Raw genomic sequence first — 23,037 nt, forward strand, 5'->3', positions numbered from 1 at the left:
AATACAGGGATTTTGCTTTGGATTTAGTGACAAAACCATTACCATCAGCAAATATTGAGAAACATTGGCATTTAATCAATTCATGAATACCCCTTTTAAGCGCATAGGCCTGTTTATTCGTAAAGATGATCCTGTGATGGAATCTGCCGTCATTGAGGTCAACGAACTGCTGCATGCGCGAAATTTGCAGGTTTGTTGCAACGAACCACTCGCTTTTTTGCCCGAATTGCCGGTTACTTCGATTGCTGACTTTGCATCCGCATGCGATCTCACCATTGCTATTGGTGGTGATGGCACAATGTTGTCAGCAGCACGTGCATTGGCGGGTAGTGAATTGCCTATCGTTGGAATTAATGTCGGTCGTTTAGGATTTCTTGCGGATGTCACCTTAAAAGACTTGCAAGTCCAACTGGGTCGTATTCTGGATGGCCAATATCGTAAAGATCAGCGATATATGCTTCAGGCCCATCACAATGGCAAGTCAGAGCCGCTTAGTATTGCCATGAATGACGTGGTTATTCACTGTCATCAAAGTCTGCACATGATTGAGTTTGAAACCCATATTAATGGCCGGTTTCTTAATAGTCAGCGAGCTGATGGCGTTGTGATCGCCACCCCGACTGGTTCAACAGCCTATGCGATGTCTGCTGGTGGTCCTATTTTAGATGTTGATCTTGATGCATTAGTTATTGCCTCAGTATGTCCACATACTTTGAGCAACCGTCCATTAGTTGTCTCTGCCAATAGTGTCATTGATATTAAAATCAGTGAAAATAATCAAACGACAGCAATGGTTACCTGCGATGGGCGTCCCGGCCATTTACTGCAACCTGGGGACACCATTCGCATTCAAAGACATGCAAACCGTGTCGATCTTTTGCATCTTGAAGATCATGATCATTATTCAATTTTACGTGCCAAGTTGGAGTGGGGTCGCAAACTAACATGCTAATTCGGCTAAGCGTTCGCCATTTGGCGGTAGTAGAAGATATTTCCTTGCAACTCAAGCCCGGCATGACGTCTTTGACGGGTGAAACTGGCGCGGGAAAATCAATGTTAGTAGATGCGCTTGGCCTAGTTTTAGGTGATCGCGCCGATTCTAATATGGTTCGCCAAGGTGCTGAGCGGGCTGAAATTGAAGCAGCATTTGATATTAGCGCCAATCCAGCACTCTCCGATTGGTTAACAGATAATGAGCTAGATGATGACGAACAATGTCATCTGCGTCGCACTATCAGTCGTGATGGCAGATCAAAAGGCTATATCAACGGCCGTCAAGTTACACTCAGCCAATTAAAGCAGGTGGGTGAGTTAAGTATCGACATTCATGGTCAACACGCACACCAATCGCTCCTGCGCCCTGAAACACAGCGAGAATTAGTCGATATTGTTGCTGGCAATAGATCGCTATTAAAACAATTACGCCAACATTATCGTGAATGGCAGCAAAATCAGCAGCAACTTGCTGCTTTAAAAGAACAGGCCAACCAAGGCCAAGCAAGGCAAGAGTTGCTTGCTTACCAAGTTGATGAAATGGCTGCTTTCGCTTTAACCAATGACAAAATCCAAGATTGTCTGCAACAACAGCAACAGCTCGCCAATGCCGCTGAACTGATGCAAAGCAGCGAGAATGCATTGCAGACCATTTTTGACCAAGAAGATGGTGCTGCTTATGACTTAATCGGCATTGCCGTTAGAGACTTGGAAAAACTTCAAGATGTTGAACCGCGTTTTACCAACATTGTTGAAACGCTTAATAGTGCGCTTATCAATCTAGATGAATCAGCAAGCAGCTTGCGACATTATTTAGACCATAGTGAGCTTGACCCGCAACGTTTAGAAGATGTTGAGCAAGAACTTTCACAGCTTCATGATTTGGCACGTAAACATCATGTTGATATCGAACAGCTACCAGATCACTTTCAAGCCCTGTCAGACGAGCTGGCGCAGCTTTCATCGGCTAGCCAAAACTTAGAAGCAATAGAACAACAGGTAGCTGCTGGTCGTGAGGCATGTTTAGCGGTGTGCCAACAAATTCGTCAAAACCGGCAACAATGCATTAGCGATTTATCTAAGCAAATTACGAGCTCCATCCAACAACTGGCAATGCCAGCGGGTAAAGTCGAATTTGTCATCACACCATACGCTGATGGTGAGTTTGCCGAGCATGGTGCTGATCATGTGCAATTAAAAGTGACAACTAACCCAGGTCAACCTGCTGGTGATTTAGCAAAAATTGCGTCAGGTGGTGAATTAGCGCGTATCAGTTTAGCGATACAAGTAGTGACTGCAGGCCAACGAACAGTACCAACACTCATTTTTGACGAAGTCGATGTCGGCATTGGTGGTGGTGTGGCAGAAATTGTTGGTCAGCATCTTCGTTTATTGGCCAGTAGCCAACAAGTGATTTGTGTTACCCATTTGCCACAAGTTGCTGCGCAGGCGCATCAACAATTACAAGTTAGTAAAAAACTCACTGCTGATAATACCCATATTGAAATTGCTGAATTAGATCATTCAGAGCGTATTGAAGAAATTGCGCGCATGTTAGGTGGTATGCAATTGACCCAAACGACCCGACTTCATGCCGAAGAAATGCTAGGTCAAGTGCATCCCTAATACGTTTTAACTAGCTCTTTTGGCAGTTTTTGCAAATGCCGTAGATATACAAACTATGATCGGTCATCTCAAAGCCATTTTCTTTAGCGATGACTTTTTGGCGTTGCTCGATCATTTCGTCGTAAAACTCTTCAATTTTATTGCACTTCACGCAAAACATATGATCGTGATGGTCACCATCTTCAAGTTCGAATACAGCATGACCACCTTCAATGCTCAGTCGAGATACCAGACCTGCACCTTCGAATTGGGTCAGTACACGATAAACCGTCGCTAGGCCAATTTCCTCCCCCAGCTCCAGTAATGCTTTATAGACATCTTCGGCGCTCATGTGGCGCTGTGCCGAGTGTTCCATGATTTCCAGCACTTTAAGTCGCGGTAGCGTTACTTTTAGGCCGGCTTTTCGTAAATCCTGACTTTCCATTATGTTTGTTGCCTCGTAGAAATTGCGCGAATAGAGTATCATCGCATTTTGGTCATCAACACAGATTGAAATACTAAATGAAAAGCCTCGTTATTTATAGCCTTTCGCTAATGATTCTTGTGCTCAGTGGCTGTAGCAAAGATAAAATCCCTGGCGTTTATCGCATTGATATCCAGCAAGGTAATGAAGTGACGCAAGAAATGCTTGCCAAACTTGAACCAGGCATGACGAAAAGCCAGGTCAACTTTGTTATGGGTACCCCGCTGATTATTGACACATTCCACCCGAATCGTTGGGATTATCTGTACAGCTACCAACCGGGTAATGGTGATCGCCAACAGCGTCGTATCACACTTTACTTTGATAATGAGGAAAAGCTTGATTACATCGATGGTAATACGCGTACTGTCGAAAGAATTGAACTTGCTGAAGAAGATCGCACCGAAACAAATATCGTTGTTCCTTTAACTGAACGCAAAACCAGCTTTTTCGGTGGCTTGCTGAATATGATTGGTTTTGGTGACGATGAGGCTGACATTATTGAAGATAACGAGGAAGTTGATCCCGCACTTGAAAAACAGGCAGAATCATTACCAAGTGAATCTGACCCGATGATGGATGATGATATCCCACCTGGAACAGAGTAAAAAATATTGAATAAAAAAATGCCGCTTTTCAGCGGCATTTTTATTTAATCTAGGGTATTTTCAAACTTATCTGTAGTTGGGTTATAACTTAATAACTCACCAGCCGTTAGATCAAAATACCATCCATGCAGCGTAATAGAACCACTTTCAACGCGTTCTTTTACAAAATCAAAGCCAAGCAGGTTTTGCAACGAAACCAATACAGCCCGCTGCTCACACGCTTTTAATTGTACAGCATCACTTTGGTCAGCATGATTAGATTTCACCCACTCCTTAGCTTCTTGAGCAATCGACACCCAACGATGAATAAATTGTGAGTCATTAAGATCTTCGCTTTCCCAAAGGCCTTTGATACCACCACAGTTGGCATGTCCCATAACGATGATGTTTTCAACGCCTAAACCTTTAACCGCAAACTCAATCGCGGAACTCGTACCATGATGATGTTGATCGTTTTCACATGGTGGTACGAGATTAGCGACGTTACGCACTGTAAATAAGTCACCTGGATCACAATCAGTCAAAATTGCTGGATCAACACGGGAGTCACAGCAAGCAACCATCAAGGTTTTTGCTGGTTGACCAGTTTTCATACTGTCGTATAAACCTTGATCATCCCCAAAATAACGCGCTTTGAAACGCTCAAAACCCTCAATTAACACATCTGTTTTTGCCATTGTCATTACCTTAAAAAATGCAGATAGGGATTCGTTTCTAATTCTTTTGAAAGTGTTGTTACAGGACCATGACCACTATGAACACGTAAATGACCGGGTAATGTCATTAGCTTTTTCAAGCTCTCTTGTGTCACTGCCGCATCTCCCATCGGCAAGTCATAACGGCCGATACTGCCAGCAAACAATGTGTCGCCGACAAAAATATCTTGGTCATCATAATAACAACCCTGCCCTGGCGTATGCCCTGGGGTCGAAATAAATTTTAGTTCAGTCTCGCCCAGTTGAACAATATCCCCATCATCTAAAAAATGATCAATGCGACCACAAGGCCGATTAAATGCTGGCTCTCCAAACCAATCACCTTGTTTAGGCAAAGTCGCAAATAAAGGTTGTTCAAGTTTAGGTAGATAGGTCGGCACATCAAAATGCTCTTGTAGCATTGTTAGTGCCCCCGCATGGTCTAAATGCCCATGGGTCAGCAAAATCATTTTGATATCAGGGATAGGACGTAAAGCGATTAACTGACGCATTAACTCATCAGATTCGCCAGTATCAATAATGGCAGATTGATTAGTGCTTGGGTCAGTTACGAGATAGGTGTTAACGCGAAAGGCGCCGACGGTAAAACATTGTACCTGCATTATTTACTCTTCAATGTTTACCGCCAGCACCCCAATTAAACGCTAAAAGACTCTATCTCTAGTCTTGGTTATCCCACTTACTCCGGCTTTCACGAGCAACGCGCATATTATTTTCAAACCATTTACGTTTGACGCTCTGCGTGCGAGCCAAGTTAAGGTTAGCTTCGTACCATTTTTTCTTCAGATCGGCATGAGGATCTGGGTGCAGATTTGCTTCATACCATTTCTGATGACTGATTCGAGCTTGGTAGAGGTTAGCTTCGTACCATTTACGTTTCGCAGCTGTTTTCTCATCACTAAACTCATACCAGTGTTTATCGGTAGGTTTATCGTCCAGATTCGCTTCATACCATTTACGCGTTTGACTGCGAACTTTTTCGATGTTTTCTGCTTGGAAACGTTTTTTCCAATCAGTATCACCTGCTTCTTTAAACTCGTACCAGTGATGGCTTGTTGGCGTGTTATCTAAATTCGCCTCATACCATTTGCTGCGTGTCGCACGGACACTATCAAGTGCTGAACGAAGGTTTGCTTCGTACCACTTTTTCTTAGTATCTAAGTGCTGAACGAGGTTTGCTTCGTACCATGGAGTTTCAACCGGTGCAGTTGGGCGCAAGTTGGCTTCGTACCATTTGCCTTTTTCACGAGCAATTTTCGTATTGTAGGCAAACCAATCCCGCTCAACCTGACGCATACGTGTCAGAGACAAATTCGCTTCATACCATTTTAGTTTGATATCAGCGTGAGGGTTTGGGTGTAGGTTAGCTTCATACCATTTTTGATGGCTCATGCGAGCTTGTGACAAGTTTGCTTCGTACCATTTACGTTTAGCGGCAGATTTTTCATCACTAAACTCATACCAATGTTTATTGGTTGGTGTTGAATCAAGGTTTGCTTCATACCACTTAGCACGGTTTTCCCGAGCTTGGCGTAAGCTCTCTAACTGCCACATACGTTTGGCGTCAGTATGTCCCTTTTCACGATAGTCAAACCAATGTGATTTAACTGGTGAGCTAACGAGATTAGCTTCGTACCATTTACGCGTTGCACGGACACTTTCGACCGCATTACGAAGGTTAGCTTCATACCATTTTTTCTTAGTATCTAAATGCTTAACCATATTAGCTCTGTACCAAGGCGTACCTTGATGCTGAGTTTTCTGGCTATTCGCTTTATACCAAGGGACTTTTTTCATATTCTCTCGCATTGCATTCGCCTTCTGCCACGTGTCACGGATGCTGCTTGTCTCTTGATTGTTAGCGTACCACTTTGATTTGATATCTATTGTGCTACTCATAACGATTACCTCTCCGGGTAGTTTTTTTCAATTTGATAGTACCCTAGATTGAATCCATATAACAAGAAAAAGACATGGAATAAGTCCGTTATTGTCACCTATTCAAAACATAGCTGTTGGGCCTTAAGACGTTGAAGCATGGCAATTTGCTGCTCTACATTTTGCATTCTTCGTGACTCTTTTTCTTCAACCAAAGATGAATAAGCTAAATAGCCAATGCCAAGCCATCCTTCCACAATTGGAATGCTATCAACTGCAATTAATGTCGTTGCTACTTTGTTGGTATTGTCATGATAGAAATTGGGTTTGTAGCTATACCGATAGGGATGCAATGCATTAATCGCACTATCTAATTCATAACAATCATACTGACGCTGATTATCTGATGGTTTAGCGATAGGTGGCTCGAAGTAAATTGGCTCTGTAGGCACTGGCGGTAACGTCATTGCCTGTACCGATGCATAAAGACTGGCGACCGTTATTGCAAACCAAAACAGTTTTCTCATCTTAAGCTCCAATAATCCTCATAACCTTATTAGCGGCTTTATTTAGTAAATATTTAAGTGAATTTTCTTACCTATATCCTAAAGTAACTAACCAAACAATCGCAGCTAAATCATCTAATGCATAGCTAATATTGAACCAATTGAATCATTATCTAGACGCAATACATCGAATTAGCATAGGCTTAACTAAAAAGCTTAATAACCTTCTTGCAGGAGGCCTCGATGGCTGGCAGGGAACATGAAGAAAAGCGACAATTTCAACGAATGCAGTTGGAAAGTCAGTTACAGTTTCGCCGCGAGGGTGGAACAACGCTATATAAAGCAAAAACATTAGATCTTAGCGCCAGTGGTGTCAGGTTCACGACAACAGAGTCACTATTGTCTGATGAACTTTTGCAGATTGTCATACACAGTCAACACCCGCAAATATCGCCATTAGTTGCTGAAGGTAAAGTGAAGCGTGTTGAGGCAGCATCAGAGGAAGAACAACACTTTACCGTATCGGTCGTTTTTTCTAATCTAAGTTAAGTTTTACAGCCAGTAACTGCTGCGGGTCATCACCTTAGAGACGACAGTCATCAATTTTTGTACAGGCAAAGGTAATTCCGCACCACCGGCATTTACCGCCTGTTCCCCATGATGTATCTCATCAACCTGCATTTGTTTTAAAACCGCACGACTTGCCTTGTCACTGTCATCTAATTGGTCAAGATGATCTGCTAAATGGGCCTCAACTTGTTTCTCGGTTTCGGCGACAAATCCAAGACTCCATTTATCACCTGCTTTACCGGCAACCGCACCAAGAGCAAATGAGCCGACATACCAAAGTGGATTTAAAACACTTCGATGACCATCTAATGCAGTCAAGCGTTGTTGACACCAAACTAAATGATCATTTTCTTCCATTGCCGCTTGTTGCATGGTTTCACGCACTTCAGGCAACTTAGCGGTTAACGCTTGGCCTTGATATAAAGCTTGCGCAGACACCTCACCCGCATGATTAATACGCATCAATGCCGCATGATGACGACGTTGTTTATCAGTAAGCTCCGCTTCCGGTATTTTCAATGCCGGATTTTTGCGCCCACTGCCTTTTGGGTTTCCCCAGATTGTTGTTAACGCCTTGTCGAATGCCAAAATCACGGCATCCTGAAAGTCAGTCTGTCTTTGCATAGTCAAAATAATTCAACATCGTTGTCATGGGCGGATGAGCGCGATTCGGTAATTTTACCCTCAGATACAAGGCTATGATAACTGTGTACCTGGTTACGACCATTTTGTTTAGCGTAATACAAGGCATTATCAGCCTGACCGATAACATCCGCAGTCGAGGATTGCAGCGCCACTTCAACAAAGCCAATGCTAATCGTAATTTGATCCAGCTGAGGGAATGTTTGGTTAGCCACAATTAACCTAAGTCGCTCAAAAGCCATAAATGCATCCGCTTCACCGGCCGATTTAAGAAGAACAACAAACTCTTCTCCCCCAAAACGAAACACCAGATCATTATCTCGCAACACACCAGAGGTCATAAGTCTTGAGACGAGAATGATCACTTCATCCCCATATAAATGACCATAGTTATCATTTATTTGCTTAAAGTAATCGATATCAATGATGCCTAGCCAGTCTTTGGTAGCAGCATGACGCCGCGAGTCCTGAGGCTCAACGCTTTTATCCAAAAAGTTATTACGCTGATTATTAAGTACTTGCGAAATTTGTTGATCCAGCGTCTCTCTATTAAAGAGACTGGTCAATTTATCGCGTTGGGTTTTATTAATCAGCCCGAGGTAATTAGCATAGACCTTCAATAACCCAGAAACGAGCCTTTGGTCACTATCAGACAACTTTTCGTGGAAACGGTGTAACAAAATCGCCAAAATCCCCCCTTGACTGTCAAGCGCAGGAATAATGGTAAAAAATTCACCTTGTTTATCGCAGTATTGCTTAATTTCACGGTCGTCAATTGCTGATCTAATGAGCGATTTCAACTCAGGCGACTCATTATCAAACTTACTGTGGGCCTTTGCTGGGGCAACCAAGTCCTTGGCTTCTTGGCTTTTCTCAAGCCTATTCACCTGCAGAATATCCAGACTATGAGCCGGAAACAGTTCGTTAAGCGTTTTAAGCAGACTTTCTTCTAATACATCACGATCTTGATGGCCGGTAAATTCGGCCAGATTATCGATTATTTGATTACTGTTATGAAGGTGCTGCATTCCAGGTTATCCATAGATATAGCATCAGACTAATATTGTTATGTAACTGTATTACTGCCTGTTTCAGCTACACTTCTGAATACTACTCAGTTGACACTCACTTTTTTATTCAGAATTTGTTTGAGAGTGCTTGCCAGTTCATGGGGCTGAAATTTTGAAACATATGCATCAGAGCCTATGCCGCGCCCCATCGCCTGATTTGCAACCGCAGTTAGCGATGAATGCATAATAACGGGTAAATGTGCCATCCGCGGATCAGCTTTAATTTTTTGCGTTAAAACGTAACCATCCATCTCTGGCATTTCAACATCCGTCAGCACAACACTGATTTCACTATCGATTTTTCTACCTTCACGCTCACATTGCGTGGCAATTTTATCAAGCGCTTTCCATGCTTCAGCGCCATTAATCACACTGACATGGTGTACACCTAATCTATCTAAAGTTTGGGCAACTTGTTTTCTAGCAACTGCGGAGTCATCTGCAAATAACACTTTATATTTGCCAGCATTTTCAATTTTATCAATACCCTCAAAAACACTGTCGTCATAAAAACCACCGGCATCAGCCAAGATCTTTTCAACGTCCATGATCATAACTAAACGATTATCAGATAACTCGGCCACAGCAGTAACTAAACCACCAAGGCGCTTTGACAATAGTGCTGGCGGCTCTTTAACTTGCTGCCAACTTAGTCGCTGAATGGTATCAACCGCAGAGACAAGAAAACCTTGTACATGTGTGTTGTACTCAGTGATCATCAAAATTGACGGTTTTTCTTTGGCGTTTAACTTACAAAATTTTTGCAAATTAATAATTGGGACCATATCACCACGCAGGCTTACAAAGCCTTCAATACCTTCGGGCATTTCTGGTGCGCTAGTAATTTCTGGCACATTAAGAACTTCTCTGACTTTAAAGACGTTAATGCCAAAGAGCTCATTACGACCTGTTTCATCGTTGGTGCCAAGACTAAATAAAAGCACCTCAAGGTGATTAGTGCCTGCCAGCTTTGTACGTTCATCAATCGAATCAATTAAAGATGCCATGGCAGTTCTCTTACGCTAGTAGTTATTGGCGTGCTTCCGTTAATCCATTTAACGGCAAAAATAAGCAGAACTTGAGTGCAAGACTGCCTTAAGACCAAGATAGCGCAAGGCTATCGTCTCAGCAAGCAATATTCTTAGAGAAAACTACACCCTGAAATCCCAAAGCAGTTAGAATGGGTCGGGTATTAAAGAAGAAATAATTCGGAATGGTGCCCAGGGGGAGACTCGAACTCCCACGTACATAAGTACACTAGCACCTGAAGCTAGCGCGTCTACCAATTCCGCCACCTGGGCAAGAAGCGCGCACTATATAGATTGAGATAATAACTGTCAATGACTAAAGAACACCCGCACGACCCTTTCGCCGCACGTGAAGCCGAAAAATACGACAACCCTATCGCCAGCCGAGAACTTATCCTCGCACTACTTAAAGACCACAAAGCCCCATTAAGTCAAAAGAATATTGCTCGCCAACTTGGCATTAAAGGTGAAGAAGAGGTTGAAGCATTACGTCGTCGGTTACGAGCGATGGAACGTGACGGTCAAATTCTGCGCAACCGTAAAAACGCCTATGGTGTTGTATCTAAAATGAATTTGATTAGTGGCCGTGTCATGGGGCATCCAGATGGGTTCGGTTTCTTAATCCCCGATGAAGGTGGTGAAGACTTATTTTTAAGTGAACGTGAAATGCGTGTGGTGCTTCATGGCGACCGAGCTTTAGCCCGTGTTGTAGGTACCGATCGTCGGGGTCGTCAAGAAGGCAGTATTGTTGAGGTTATCCAACGTGCCAATGAAAAAGTTGTTGGTCGTCTCCACGACGATGCTGGAATGTTTTATTTAGTGCCACATAATCGTCGTATCAGTCAGGATATACTGATTCCAATACAGGATTTACTAGGTGCTAAGGATGGCCAAATTGTAGAAGCTGCCGTCACTGAACACCCCAATAAACATCGCTCCCCGCTTGGTAAAATCGTTAATGTACTTGGTGACCATATGGCACCCGGTATGGAAATTGATATTGCTCTGCGCAGCTTTGAGTTGCCACACGAATGGTCAGTCAAGGCTTTAAAACAAGCTGAATCTTTTGGTGAATTTATCCCAGAGGCAGCTATTGAAGGTCGATTAGACTTACGCGAACTCCCTCTGGTGACTATCGATGGTGCCGATGCTCGTGATTTTGATGATGCCGTCTATGCAGAAAAACTCAAAAACGGTAACTGGAAATTGTGGGTTGCCATCGCCGATGTTTCTTACTACGTTAAACCTGATGATGCATTAGATAAAGATGCACAAGACCGGGCAACTTCGGTTTACTTCCCTAGCCAAGTTATCCCGATGCTCCCTGAAGCATTATCGAACGGACTTTGCTCACTCAACCCTAAGGTTGATCGCTTATGCATGGTTTGTGAAATGGTGATAAATCCTCAGGGTGAACTGGAATCTTATAAATTCCATGAAGCCGTGATGAACTCCAAAGCGAGACTTATTTACGAGCAAGTTGCTGAAATCCTGGAGACTCCTGAGAGTCCATTGAGAGATGAATTTGCACATGTCTTGCCGGGATTGGAAGACATGTATGCCCTATTCAAGATCATGCTTAATGCAAGAGAATCTCGTGGTGCCATTGATTTTGAAATGACTGAAACGCAGTTCCTATTTGATGAAAACCGTAAAATCTCATCAATCGAACCCCGTCAACGTAATGATGCACACCGCTTAATTGAAGAGTTTATGATTGCTGCAAATGTCTCTGCAGCTAAATACTTATTAAATAGCAAATTACCGGTTTTATATCGTGTTCACGAAACGCCCGCGGAAGAAAAGCTATCCGCATTACGTGAGTTCTTAGGCGAACTTGGCTTATTTTTAGGTGGTGGCGATGAACCTGAGCCACGTCACTATGCTTCTTTGTTAAAAACAGCGAGTAAACGTCCAGATGGCCATTTATTACAAACTGTTATGCTGCGCAGTATGAAGCAAGCTGTGTATAGCCCTGACAACGTTGGTCACTTTGGTTTAGCACTTGAGGCCTATGCTCACTTCACCTCCCCAATTCGCCGTTATCCGGATTTACTTGTCCATCGTGCATTGAAACACGCTATTAGTAAAAAGAAAAAAGCGACATGGCAATATTCGGATGAAGAAATGGTGCAACTCGGTGAGCACTGTTCAATGGCCAGCCGCCGCGCCGATGAAGCAACCCGTGATGTCAGTGACTGGCTCAAATGCGAATTTATGCAAGAACGTGTTGGCGAAGTACACGAAGGCATTATTAGTGGCGTAACAGGCTTTGGTTTATTTGTTGAATTAACCGATATCTACATTGAAGGTTTGATTCACGTCACTTCATTGAAAAATGACTATTACCAATTCGATGCTGCTGGTCACCGTCTCATGGGTGAAAGAACCCGTAAAGTCTATCGTTTAGGTGATGCTTTAAGAGTGAAAGTTGTCCGCGTCGACCTTGATGAGAAAAAAATCGACCTTGAGCTAGCATGATGTGACAGATTTTCCTTGACCGCGCTCAGAAAGGCAGTACAATTATGCCCTTTCCAAATTGCACCGCTGATTCACGCGGTCAGGCGAAAAAAAACCATTTTCTGTGGTGAGTGTAGCTCAGTTGGTAGAGTCCCGGATTGTGATTCCGGTTGTCGTGGGTTCGAGCCCCATCACTCACCCCATTTTCCTGTCATTTAAATCGAATCTTGAACTCGTCAATGACGTCTTGCTCAAGCTCTTGATAATCAAGATCGCTCATATGTAAACGTGTTAACACGTTTTCTTTCTCTAAAACCCACTCTGAATTTTCTTGGCCATAACGATATCGGCTATGGATATTTGCAGCGATTTTCGACATCGCATACAAATCCTTACTCCAAGCACTCACATCATCCGCAGGCAAAAGCTCGTCATCATGGTGACGTAAGATCAGCTCGCAGATATAGTCAGGTAAATGCCAAGAGTTAGCTAAGAAATAACCAACGACTGCGTGATTAGTTTGATAAATCTCATCTTCCACTTCGGTAAAAGGGATTTCAATCTGATTATTCGCTTTGATTAAGGTCTCTTTGTAATCACTAAAACGCATCGCCATCAATGGAATACCGCAATCGCGGAACAATCCAAATGTGAAGCAATCTTCTCGCAGTGATGGATTTTTTATATTTAAATAGCCCGGCAACATCAACATCAAATTTGCTAAATCAATACTATTGTCCCAAAACTTTTCTAAAGAGATACATGCCTTACCAGACATTGCGCGGCGCAACTCAATATAAGTCACTAACATCTCAACGCGTTTTATACCGAGCATAACGATCGCCTGCTCAATATCTAAGATTTTTCTTTTTAGGCCAAATATTGGGGAGTTAATGGTTTTGAGTAACATCCCCGAAAGCGCGACATCACGACCAATACTGTAAGCATAATCATCAGCATCAGAATCTACCGATGCTGAAAGTTGATGAACCTCTAACAATACCGTTGGACTTGCGGGGATCTGGAAATGGCGCATTTCCTGTTCTGCGCGAACTAAATCTACTTGTTTCATTTATTGCTGTACTCCTACATACAAATCCATCTGCAAGAAGAAATATAACACCAATACATTCGTGTTTAACCCCAAGTGGTGCACTAAATTTATGATTTTTAACAGGCTATTCGTCTAGATCAAAATTAACGAAATTGAGGCTTGCTAAGGCCGTACTGCCTCCGTATAATACGCTTCCTGTTGCCGGTGTAGCTCAGTTGGTAGAGCAACTGATTTGTAATCAGTGGGTCGTAGGTTCAAGTCCTATCTCCGGCTCCAAAGCATATTTAAGCCTCAGAAGTTTTACTTCCGAGGCTTTTTTGTTTCTGGCTTTCCTTAAAAACCTAATTCATCCCCCAACCGAAACAAATTTTGAGTAGCAAACCTAACTGTCTTTAAGCAATTAGCCCACACCCAATTCACAACCAGATAAATCGCAGTATTCAAAACACGTAACAAATTCTCTGATGTTTGATGAAGTAAATTTTCTACTTAAGAACAGAATTCGCATTCCAAGGCTGGCCTCGGTAAAATCGCCCTCAATTTGTTTTAAGTCATAACGGAGCCGATATATGGCGCAATACGTATACAGCATGAACCGCGTTGGCAAAATCGTGCCGCCAAAACGCGAAATTCTTAAAGATATTTCTCTGTCATTTTTCCCAGGTGCAAAAATTGGTGTTTTGGGCCTAAACGGTTCGGGTAAATCTACACTTCTGCGTATCATGGCTGGTGTAGATAACGACTATATCGGTGAAGCTCGTCCAATGCCGAACATGAAGGTTGGTTACCTGCCTCAAGAACCTGAGCTTGACGATAACAAAACGGTTCGTGAGGTTGTGGAAGAGTCTGTTGCTGATGTTAAAGGCGCATTGGATGAGTTGGATAAAGTCTATGCGGCTTATGCTGAGCCTGATGCTGACTTTGATGCACTCGCCAAAAAACAAGCTGAATTAGAAAACCTGATCACAGCAAAAGATGGCCACAATTTAGAAAACGCTTTAGAGCGTGCAGCAGATGCATTACGTCTTCCGCCTTGGGATACCAAAGTTGGCGTGTTGTCTGGTGGTGAGCGACGCCGCGTTGCATTATGCCGCTTATTGTTAGATAACCCAGATATGTTGCTTTTAGATGAGCCGACTAACCATCTTGATGCTGAGTCTATTGCTTGGATCGAACGCTTTTTACAAGAATACCCAGGTACCGTTGTGGCCATTACCCATGACCGCTACTTCCTTGATAACGCAGCAGGCTGGATTCTTGAGTTAGATCGTGGTCGCGGTATTCCATATGAAGGTAACTACTCTTCTTGGTTGGAACAAAAAGAAAATCGTTTAGAACAAGAAGCGAAAGAAGAAGCATCACATCGTAAAGCTATCCAAGCTGAACTTGAATGGGTTCGCCAAGGTGCTAAAGGCCGCCAGGCCAAATCTAAAGCACGTTTGAAACAGTTTGAAGAAATGAACTCAAAAGAGTTTCAACAACGCAATGAGACCCAAGAAATTTACATTCCACCTGGTCCACGTCTAGGCGACAAGGTTATTGAACTCAATAATGTCACGAAGTCATATGGTGACAAATTGTTGTTTGAAAATCTGAATATCTCTATTCCACCGGGTGCGATTGTCGGCATTATTGGTCCAAATGGCGCGGGTAAATCGACTTTATTCCGAATGATTAGTGGTGAAGAAAAACCGGATGCTGGTGAAATCGAAATCGGTAGTACGGTGCAATTAGCCTATGTAAATCAGTCTCGTGAGTTAGATGGCAAAAAAACCGTGTTTGAGGAAATTTCTGATGGCGCTGACATGATTACTGTCGGTAACTATCAAACCCCTTCACGTGCGTATTGTGGCCGTTTTAACTTTAAGGGTTCAGACCAACAGAAGTTTGTTAAAGATCTCTCAGGTGGTGAACGTAACCGTTTGCATATGGCAAAGCTGCTTAAAGAAGGCGGTAACGTATTACTGCTCGACGAACCGACCAATGATCTCGATGTTGAAACACTGCGTGCTCTAGAAGAAGCCATTTTGGCGTTCCCTGGCTCAGCCGTGGTGATTTCGCATGACCGTTGGTTCTTAGATCGTATTTGTACCCATATCATTGCTTATGAAGGTGATTCTTCAGTCACATTCTTTGAGGGTAACTATACGGATTATGCTGAGGATTACCGCAAGCGCTTTGGTAAAGATCACCAACCAGAGCGCATTAAATACCGTCGTATGAACTAATCAACGGTAAAGCCCAAAACAAAAAAGCCCCGCTAATTAACGGGGCTTTTTTATGGTGGTTATTTCGTTACTTAAATACGAAGACATCACCATCATCACTATTAAACAATAACCTTTCATTAACGACGGTTGCAGAACCAAATATGGGCCATCCGGCATCATAGCTTGCTAATGCTTGTCCCGTTCTAGCATCAACGATAAACATCTCACCTGCCATTGAGCCAATATAAACTGCATTTTGGGTCAGTAATGGCGATGCAAAAATCGGCGCCTCAGCGTCAAAAGACCATTGTAAAGCGCCCTTTTCTGCACTGACACTCAAAACATCTCCGCCGGTTGTTGCTGCAATGACTTGATCTTCATATGCAGCAATTGACCCAAATATCCGATTTTCAGCTTGATATTGCCAGATAGGCTCAGATTGTCCTGGGGTTAATTTCAATAATAGTCCCAAATCCGTTCCCACATAAAACGTATCACCAACGACAGCAGGAGTCGCATCTACTGCTGAACCAACATCATATTGCCAGATCAACTCACCGGTTTGATTCAGTTGATAGACATGCCCATCATCACTGCCAAACACTAGCGTGTCATTCAGAAGCGCCACTGATGAGTCCACCGCTGCATTCGTTTTAAAACGCCAATTTAATGTCCCACTTTTGGCATCAAGTGCATACAAATAGCCGTCTAAAGAACCAATATAAACGACACCGTCAATCAAAATAGGAGAAGCAAAAACTTTATCATCGGTTTGAAATTTCCATAGCAACTCGCCATCGTGGTTAATGCCATAGACATAACCATCATCACTTCCAAAGAAAATCCGCGTAGACGTCACTAGGGGCGTTGAGAAGATGGCATCATCAGCCTGAAACTGCCAACTGATCTCTCCGGCATCTAGTGAGAGTGCATATAAAACACCATCATAGTGACCACTAAAAACTTGTCCACCATAAACAACGGGTGATGAAGCGGCACCTTCGCCATTCGATGTAAAGACCCAATTAGCTGTCGAAAACGTTATTGGTCCATTCTTATCTACATAACCGCTTCGCTGATTATCAAAGCGAAACAATGCATGGTCAGATTCATATTCAGCGCTTTGCTGACATCCCACCAACAAAAGTAATAGCCCAAACGTTAAAGTTTTATTTGCTCTTTTCATCATGATTCTTTTTTACTTTTGGTTCGCTAATAATAGCAACCTAATTTGCACTATTATTTTGCAGTAAATTGCATGCTATTATTTAATTCATCCTTCACGCTACAAGGAGCATCGCATGTTATACATGCTGTTAGTCGTAGCAATACTTCTCGCCTTTATGTTGGGTATGCTGTTTTGGCAACGGCAACAACGTAAAACTATCCTTTCGACATCCCCCAAACCGCCGAGCAAACATTTTCATGGTGTCAGCATTACGCCTAGTGCTGGTGCCTGTCGTGCAGCCCAAGCTATTGCAAATAAACGTTTTTTATCAAGTGACGCACCTGTACTACCATTAACTGACTGTGACACGGCTTATTGTGGTTGCCGGTATGAACATCATCAGGACCGTCGAGGTCCAATTAATCGTCGGCAAAAGCACGTCGAAATTGAAACGCAAAGTAATGAAAACGATCATCGCCAAACACCAGAAAGGCGTCATGGCCTGAGATAAGGATCCCTAGGTGAAGTTCGGCCAGAGTCTTCTATCATTAATATATAAGCGCGAATATCTTCTTTACTGGCTGTGAGTACAAATGGCGCTATCTCACGCATTGTTTCTTGGATATAGGGCGAGATATCCTTATTTTCTGTAAAAAGCTCACTTCTCACTTCGCAGAATAAAACTATTCCGTCACGAAAATTTTCAAGATCAGACGCTAAGGTCTCATCTTCACCAATTGTCCAGCCACGTGACAGCCATTCTTGATAGCAATCCTGCACTAATAAACTGTTCATTTCAGTTGCACCGGCCTGCCAACCTGAAGATAACAATAAAATACTCAGTATTAATTTGTGCATCATGTTTACCCTGCCATCACGGTGGAACATATTCTCATCTTAAATGACTTTGTTTATCACCCACAATAAAAGCTGCGCTAATAAAGTGCGAACACGCTGTGTATTGGTGCACCAAAATAACACCCCGAACCCACAAAAAATGTAACACATTGATTTTTAATGAATTTAAAAGTTGGCATTCTTAATGCAACACTAAAATTGTAGTTTTTTTCAGTTGCATGTTGTTCTCTCTCTCGCTGCGTGCTGAGCTTTGGGTAGGTCTTTGACCTACCCTTTTTTTTGCTCAATTCTTTTTTAATCTTGTAGCAATATTTAATCGTTATAAATTGGAAAAAGTCAGCCGGTACGAATTTTGCGTTAACCCTATAAATCTTTTTAGGAAGCCCGGCAAATTATGGATATCACAACCCAGCACATACGCAGTTTTCTTGATGCGCACCAGTTGCCACCAGCCTATGCCCAGCAAATTCAGCAATGGTATGCAGCATTAATTAAAGAGCTATTTTTGCACCAGAAAAGTGCAAAACGCCCATTTCTGGTCGGGCTTCATGGTGCGCAAGGCTCAGGAAAAACGACCCTTTCAGCCTGTATTGCACATATGCTTTGTGAGGCATATCAATGTCAAACCATCACTTTATCACTCGATGACTTTTACCTAACTAAAGCTGAGCGACAACAGCTAGCGACTTCTGTTCACCCTCTGCTTGCTACTCGAGGCGTTCCAGGAACACACGATATCCCATTATTCATTAACACTATTGAAAAACTGGTTGATGGAAACTTGCCCGTAGCTATCCCCAAATTTAATAAAGCCAGCGATGATCGTTTGCCAGAGAGCGAGTGGCAAGTTATTACACTGCAACCCAAGGTCATCATTATCGAAGGCTGGTGTATGGGTGCACTTCCTGAATCTATGCAAGCGCTAGCGATTGCCATTAATAGCTTAGAGGCAGATGAAGATCCAGAAGGCTTATGGCGCCGGTATGTAAATAGCCAATTAGCTGGTGCCTATCAGGCTTTATTTGCCCACATCGATTATTGGTTAATGCTTAAAGCGCCAAGTTTTGACTGCATTTATCAATGGCGCTTGCAACAAGAGCAGGCACTCGCAGCCTCTGATAGTTCAACTGACAAGTCCGGCATTATGGACGAAAAGACACTCGCAAAATTTATACAGTTTTATCAACGACTCACTACTCATTGTTTGGAAAGTTTACCCAGCCGCATGGACACCGTAATAGAATTAAATTCAGAAAGACATATCACCAATATTGTTAGGCCTAACCAGCCAACTAGCGATGACGCTAGTGACAAATTACTTATTTTCACTGACCTTGATGGCAGCTTATTAGATCATTATCACTACCGACATGATGAGGCTGATGCCACCTTATGTGAGCTTGAAGAGCAAGGTATCCCAGTAATTCCTATTAGCAGCAAAACACGCTCAGAAATAGAACTACTCCGCCAAACGCTGCGTAACCCGCATCCATTTATCAGTGAAAATGGTGCTGCAGTCTATATTCCAAAACAGTATTTTCCTACTCAGCCTGAAGGCACCGTTGTTAAAGACGAGTATTGGCAAAAAAGCTTTGTTGAAAACCGCCAGCATTGGCTTGCCATTATTAACGACCTCAAACCTGAGTTTGGTAAAGATTTCACCAGCTTCGCTGATGCCGGTATTGATGGCATTATGAGCTTAACGGGTTTAGATGTTCATGCTGCAGCTCGCGCTGCACATCGTGAATACGGCGAAGCAATTGCTTGGCATGGTAGCCCCACCCGACAAAAATTATTTGTTGAAACATTGGAAGCCGCAGGTGCAACCGTGTTGCAAGGCGGCCGTTTTTTACATGTCTCAGGAAGCAGTGATAAAGGCAAAGCACTGCATTGGCTGACGCAACAATATCAACTCAATCATCCCAACAGTCATTGGCAAACGCTTGCCATTGGCGATAGCAATAATGATATCGCGATGCTTAATCAGGCAGATCTTGCCTTACTGATTCCATCGCCTGTTCATGGTTTACCAGAGATAACACAACGTAGTGGTGTCTATATCGCGCCACATAAAGGACCACGAGGCTGGTCGGCTGGCGTCAAAAACATTCTTAATCAAGAACGTCAGTCAGACCTCGCTCAGCTACAGGAGCATGCACATGGCTGATTTTCACCAAAATGGCATCATCACTACACTTCATAACCTTACGCACAGACATCTCGCGGATCTAGAGCAAGACCTTGTTAACTTTAGCCAACAACGGCCAATGGGCTTGCTGCTTCCATCACTTTATTCTGAGCTTGAAGGAGCAGCATTACCCGACATTATTCAGCAACTTAAAACAGTACCTTATCTTTCTGAAATTGTTATTGGGTTAGATCGTGCTGACGCAGAGCAATATCAAAAAGCACTCAGTTTTTTTGGCACATTACCTCAGCATCACCGCGTGCTTTGGCAAGATGGACCACGGTTACGTGCTATTGATGCGGAGTTACAAGAACTCGGTTTAGCGCCACAACAACCGGGAAAAGGCCGCAATGTCTGGTACTGCATGGGCTATATTTTGGCCTCAGGGAAAGCCGAGTCAGTCGCATTACATGACTGCGACATTGTCACTTACTCAACGGAAATGTTGGCAAGATTGATTTATCCCGTTGCCAATCCGTTATTTAACTATGAATTTTGCAAAGGCTATTACGCACGTGTTGCTGGTGGCCGTCTTAATGGGCGAGTTAACAGATTACTCATCACCCCGCTACTTCGGGCATTAAAATCTGTAATGGGTCCGAGTGATTATCTCGACTATATGGATAGCTATCGATACTCGTTAGCGGGAGAGTTCTCCTTCCGCCGTGATGTTCTCAACGATATTCGGATTCCGAGCGATTGGGGTTTAGAAATCGGCGTGTTATCTGAAATGCACCGTAACTACGCCAATAATCGTCTCTGCCAAGTTGATATTGCTGATATTTATGATCATAAACACCAAGATTTATCTGTTGATGATCAACAAGGTGGCCTTTCAAAAATGTCGATTGATATTGCTAAAGCGCTTTTTCGTAAACTGGCGACCAAAGGTACTGTATTTAGCCCTGAGCATTTCAGAAGCATTAAAGCGACTTACTACCGTATTGCTTTGGATTTTGTCGAAACCTATCGCAACGATGCTCTAATGAATGGCCTCGACTTTGATATCCATCAAGAAGAAGCCTCAGTTGAGATGTTTTCTCGAAATATCATGGATGCGGGTCAAATCTTCTTAGAAAATCCTATGGAGACGCCTTTTATTCCAAGCTGGAACCGTGTGCAAAGTGCATTACCAGATATATTCACACGCCTTTATGAAGCTGTAGAAGCTGACCATGCAGAATTTTCTAAGGAGAACGCATGAATACAGCAGCCAATATTCATCCCCTCACCCATCACTTAGATATCATTTACGCCGAACTCTATGATGCTGAAACACGCGGTAACCTAGCTAGTGAGTTGATGGATATCATGCGGCTGGATGCTGATGCGTTAATGCAAAGCAGTACCCAGAATAAATGGCAGGCATCAGATATTGCGGTGATCAGCTATGGCGCGAGTGTCATTAAAGACCATGAAAAACCATTGGTCACACTCAAGCGGTTTGCACAGGAGTTTCTTCAACCCTACAGCAACATGCTGCATATCCTACCTTTCTTCCCTTACTGTAGTGATGATGGCTTTGCGGTTAAAGACTTTATGCAAGTCGATCCTACGCTTGGTGACTGGGAGGATATCAATGCTATCGCCAAAGACTGCATGTTAATGGCGGATTTAGTGATCAATCATGCCTCGACCGAGAGTAAATGGTTTGAAAACTTTCAACGCTGTGAGGGTGAAGGCCATGATTTCTTTTATACAGCTGATGCTAATGCCGATATTGATCAAGTAGTCAGGCCTCGGACCAGCCCATTATTAAGACCAACCGAAACAGCTGATGGACTAAAAAACGTTTGGTGTACCTTTAGTCATACTCAGGCCGATCTCGACTTTAGAAATCCTGCTGTGTTGAAGATGATTATCCGAATCATCCGTTTTTACTTAGATCAGGGCGTGCGCTTATTCCGTCTTGATGCAGTGGCGTTTGTCTGGAAAGAGCCGGGAACCAGCAGTTTAAACCTGCCACAAACACACGAAATCGTTAGGTTACTGCGTTTATTAATCGAACATGCACAGCCTGATGCCATCATTATTACCGAAACCAATATCCCTAATCGGGAAAACCTGAGTTATTTTGGTAATGGTAATGAAGCACACTGGATTTATAACTTTTCATTACCACCTTTATTACTCAACACTATGATGACTGGCGATAGCAGTTACCTACGCCAATGGCTGATGAGTATGCCGCCCGCCCAGCAAGGCACCGCTTACTTTAACTTTATCGCCTCTCATGATGGTATTGGTCTGCGCCCAGCTGAAGGTCTACTTAGCGAACAGGAAATCACCACATTAATTAGCACCATGCAGGGATTTGGAGGGGAAATTTCTTGGCGTGCAAGTGCTAATGGCATCAAAAAACCCTACGAAATTAACATCGCATTATTTGATGCTATGCAGGGTACCGTTAAAGGCCCTGATAACTGGCAAATTCCGCGTTTCTTATGTGCACATGGCATCATGCTGGCACTGGAAGGTGTTCCGGGCATTTATATTCATAGCCTGCTTGCCACGAGCAATGATTATCAACGGGTTGAATCATTAGGATATGCCCGAGCAATTAACCGGCATCAGTGGCAAGATGATGATATTCGTAAGCGATTACAGCAACATGACTCGCAGCATTCTCTGATATATCGTCAATTAACAACGTTAATTCAATTGCGCCGACAACAGCCTGCTTTTCACCCTAATGCAACGCAGTACACACTTCAATTAGGCCAGTCGTTGTTTGGTTTTTGGCGACAAAGCCAAGACCGGCGTCAAAGTATTTTTTGTATTTTCAATATCACTGATAGCAATCAAACTATGTATATCAATGACTTAAACCTTGTCGCAACAGACACATGGCGAGACTTGATCAGTGGTGAGTCCTTAGAAAACTGGCCTGATAAACTGTCTTTGGCCCCTTATCAAATGCTCTGGTTGAGTAATAGTTAACAGACCCCATATTGTGGTCATGGTAATTTAATAACAATCGACTATGCTCCCTTGAACTA

The 23,037-nt window shown here is 43.1% G+C and carries 21 protein-coding genes and 3 tRNA genes; 12 read left to right on the plus strand and 12 right to left on the minus strand.

Annotation, left to right across the window (positions count from 1 at the left end; genetic code table 11):
* Positions 1–82: 82 nt before the first annotated feature.
* Both OMP94_RS06820 and recN read left to right on the plus strand, forming a co-directional pair.
* Complete coding sequence (locus OMP94_RS06820; RefSeq protein WP_266277532.1) at positions 83–952, plus strand: NAD(+) kinase; 870 nt, start codon at positions 83–85, stop codon at positions 950–952.
* Positions 946–2,619: a DNA repair protein RecN gene (gene recN, locus OMP94_RS06825; RefSeq protein WP_266277533.1), complete on the plus strand. Its 1,674-nt coding sequence runs from the start codon at positions 946–948 to the stop codon at positions 2,617–2,619. Before OMP94_RS06820 ends, recN begins: the two co-directional genes overlap by 7 nt.
* Before the next feature lie 10 nt (positions 2,620–2,629).
* Here recN and fur read toward each other — a convergent pair whose 3' ends face one another.
* Positions 2,630–3,043: a ferric iron uptake transcriptional regulator gene (gene fur / locus OMP94_RS06830; RefSeq protein ID WP_266277534.1), complete on the minus strand. Its 414-nt coding sequence runs from the start codon at positions 3,041–3,043 to the stop codon at positions 2,630–2,632.
* A 77-nt stretch (positions 3,044–3,120) separates the two neighbouring features.
* On the opposite strand from fur, the gene OMP94_RS06835 reads away from it, so the two are divergent.
* Positions 3,121–3,690, plus strand: a complete 570-nt coding sequence (locus tag OMP94_RS06835; protein ID WP_266277535.1) for an outer membrane protein assembly factor BamE — start codon at positions 3,121–3,123, stop codon at positions 3,688–3,690.
* Positions 3,691–3,734: 44 nt separating this feature from the next.
* On the opposite strand, the gene OMP94_RS06840 is transcribed toward OMP94_RS06835, so the two are convergent.
* From OMP94_RS06840 to OMP94_RS06855, 4 genes are all read right to left on the minus strand, one after another.
* Positions 3,735–4,367, minus strand: coding sequence for a carbonic anhydrase (locus tag OMP94_RS06840; protein ID WP_266277536.1), 633 nt, complete (start codon positions 4,365–4,367; stop codon positions 3,735–3,737).
* Between the two features lie 5 nt (positions 4,368–4,372).
* Positions 4,373–5,008, minus strand: coding sequence for an MBL fold metallo-hydrolase (locus OMP94_RS06845; RefSeq protein WP_266277537.1), 636 nt, complete (start codon positions 5,006–5,008; stop codon positions 4,373–4,375).
* 58 nt (positions 5,009–5,066) lie between these two features.
* The gene (locus tag OMP94_RS06850) at positions 5,067–6,305 is read right to left on the minus strand and encodes a hypothetical protein (protein ID WP_266277538.1); all 1,239 of its coding nucleotides are present in this window, start codon (positions 6,303–6,305) and stop codon (positions 5,067–5,069) included.
* Between the two features lie 98 nt (positions 6,306–6,403).
* Positions 6,404–6,811 (minus strand): hypothetical protein, encoded by a 408-nt coding sequence (locus OMP94_RS06855; RefSeq protein WP_266277539.1) that lies wholly within the window; start codon positions 6,809–6,811, stop codon positions 6,404–6,406.
* A 222-nt stretch (positions 6,812–7,033) separates the two neighbouring features.
* Here OMP94_RS06855 and OMP94_RS06860 point away from each other — a divergent pair, with 222 nt between their 5' ends.
* Positions 7,034–7,339 carry a PilZ domain-containing protein gene (locus OMP94_RS06860; protein WP_266277540.1) on the plus strand — a complete coding sequence of 102 codons (306 nt, stop codon included), beginning with the start codon at positions 7,034–7,036 and terminating at the stop codon, positions 7,337–7,339.
* A gap of 3 nt (positions 7,340–7,342) precedes the next feature.
* Here the strand turns inward: OMP94_RS06860 and coq7 are convergent, their stop codons facing one another.
* The 4 genes from coq7 to OMP94_RS06880 form a co-directional block, all read right to left on the minus strand.
* On the minus strand, positions 7,343–7,990 hold the full coding sequence (gene coq7, locus OMP94_RS06865) for a 2-polyprenyl-3-methyl-6-methoxy-1,4-benzoquinone monooxygenase (RefSeq protein ID WP_416240449.1): 648 nt from the start codon (positions 7,988–7,990) through the stop codon (positions 7,343–7,345).
* Positions 7,987–9,030: a GGDEF domain-containing protein gene (locus OMP94_RS06870; protein WP_266277542.1), complete on the minus strand. Its 1,044-nt coding sequence runs from the start codon at positions 9,028–9,030 to the stop codon at positions 7,987–7,989. The genes coq7 and OMP94_RS06870 overlap by 4 nt, the downstream gene beginning before the upstream one ends.
* Positions 9,031–9,116: 86 nt before the next feature.
* On the minus strand, positions 9,117–10,079 hold the full coding sequence (locus OMP94_RS06875) for a chemotaxis protein (RefSeq protein ID WP_266277543.1): 963 nt from the start codon (positions 10,077–10,079) through the stop codon (positions 9,117–9,119).
* Between the two features lie 207 nt (positions 10,080–10,286).
* A tRNA-Leu gene (locus OMP94_RS06880) sits at positions 10,287–10,373 on the minus strand.
* A gap of 39 nt (positions 10,374–10,412) precedes the next feature.
* Between OMP94_RS06880 and rnr the strand changes: the two genes are divergently transcribed.
* Positions 10,413–12,581 carry a ribonuclease R gene (gene rnr, locus OMP94_RS06885; protein WP_266277544.1) on the plus strand — a complete coding sequence of 723 codons (2,169 nt, stop codon included), beginning with the start codon at positions 10,413–10,415 and terminating at the stop codon, positions 12,579–12,581.
* 106 nt (positions 12,582–12,687) lie between these two features.
* Positions 12,688–12,763, plus strand: a tRNA-His gene (locus tag OMP94_RS06890).
* An 8-nt stretch (positions 12,764–12,771) separates the two neighbouring features.
* Here the strand turns inward: OMP94_RS06890 and OMP94_RS06895 are convergent.
* The gene (locus OMP94_RS06895) at positions 12,772–13,632 is read right to left on the minus strand and encodes an HDOD domain-containing protein (RefSeq protein WP_266277545.1); all 861 of its coding nucleotides are present in this window, start codon (positions 13,630–13,632) and stop codon (positions 12,772–12,774) included.
* Between the two features lie 182 nt (positions 13,633–13,814).
* Between OMP94_RS06895 and OMP94_RS06900 the strand changes: the two genes are divergently transcribed.
* Positions 13,815–13,890: transfer RNA gene (locus OMP94_RS06900), tRNA-Thr, on the plus strand.
* 293 nt (positions 13,891–14,183) lie between these two features.
* On the plus strand, positions 14,184–15,842 hold the full coding sequence (gene ettA, locus OMP94_RS06905; RefSeq protein WP_266277546.1) for an energy-dependent translational throttle protein EttA: 1,659 nt from the start codon (positions 14,184–14,186) through the stop codon (positions 15,840–15,842).
* A 67-nt stretch (positions 15,843–15,909) separates the two neighbouring features.
* Here ettA and OMP94_RS06910 read toward each other — a convergent pair whose 3' ends face one another.
* Positions 15,910–17,013, minus strand: a complete 1,104-nt coding sequence (locus OMP94_RS06910; RefSeq protein WP_266277548.1) for a PQQ-binding-like beta-propeller repeat protein — start codon at positions 17,011–17,013, stop codon at positions 15,910–15,912.
* 112 nt (positions 17,014–17,125) lie between these two features.
* Here OMP94_RS06910 and OMP94_RS06915 point away from each other — a divergent pair, with 112 nt between their 5' ends.
* On the plus strand, positions 17,126–17,503 hold the full coding sequence (locus tag OMP94_RS06915) for a hypothetical protein (RefSeq protein WP_266277549.1): 378 nt from the start codon (positions 17,126–17,128) through the stop codon (positions 17,501–17,503).
* Here the strand turns inward: OMP94_RS06915 and OMP94_RS06920 are convergent.
* A complete protein-coding gene (locus tag OMP94_RS06920) occupies positions 17,488–17,853 on the minus strand; it encodes a hypothetical protein (protein WP_266277550.1) in 366 nt (121 codons plus the stop codon). The two genes, OMP94_RS06915 and OMP94_RS06920, sit on opposite strands and share 16 nt — an antisense overlap.
* Positions 17,854–18,244: 391 nt before the next feature.
* Here OMP94_RS06920 and OMP94_RS06925 point away from each other — a divergent pair, with 391 nt between their 5' ends.
* The 3 genes from OMP94_RS06925 to OMP94_RS06935 are packed head-to-tail and all read left to right on the plus strand — an operon-like array spanning position 18,245 to position 22,978.
* Positions 18,245–20,017, plus strand: coding sequence for an HAD-IIB family hydrolase (locus tag OMP94_RS06925; protein WP_266277551.1), 1,773 nt, complete (start codon positions 18,245–18,247; stop codon positions 20,015–20,017).
* Positions 20,010–21,242 carry a glycosyl transferase gene (locus OMP94_RS06930; RefSeq protein WP_266277552.1) on the plus strand — a complete coding sequence of 411 codons (1,233 nt, stop codon included), beginning with the start codon at positions 20,010–20,012 and terminating at the stop codon, positions 21,240–21,242. Before OMP94_RS06925 ends, OMP94_RS06930 begins: the two co-directional genes overlap by 8 nt.
* Positions 21,239–22,978, plus strand: a complete 1,740-nt coding sequence (locus OMP94_RS06935; protein ID WP_266277553.1) for a sugar phosphorylase — start codon at positions 21,239–21,241, stop codon at positions 22,976–22,978. Before OMP94_RS06930 ends, OMP94_RS06935 begins: the two co-directional genes overlap by 4 nt.
* The last annotated feature ends 59 nt before the right edge of the window (positions 22,979–23,037 follow it).

Source organism: Methylophaga sp. OBS3 (genome assembly GCF_026319325.1).
Taxonomy (GTDB): Bacteria; Pseudomonadota; Gammaproteobacteria; order Nitrosococcales; family Methylophagaceae; genus Methylophaga.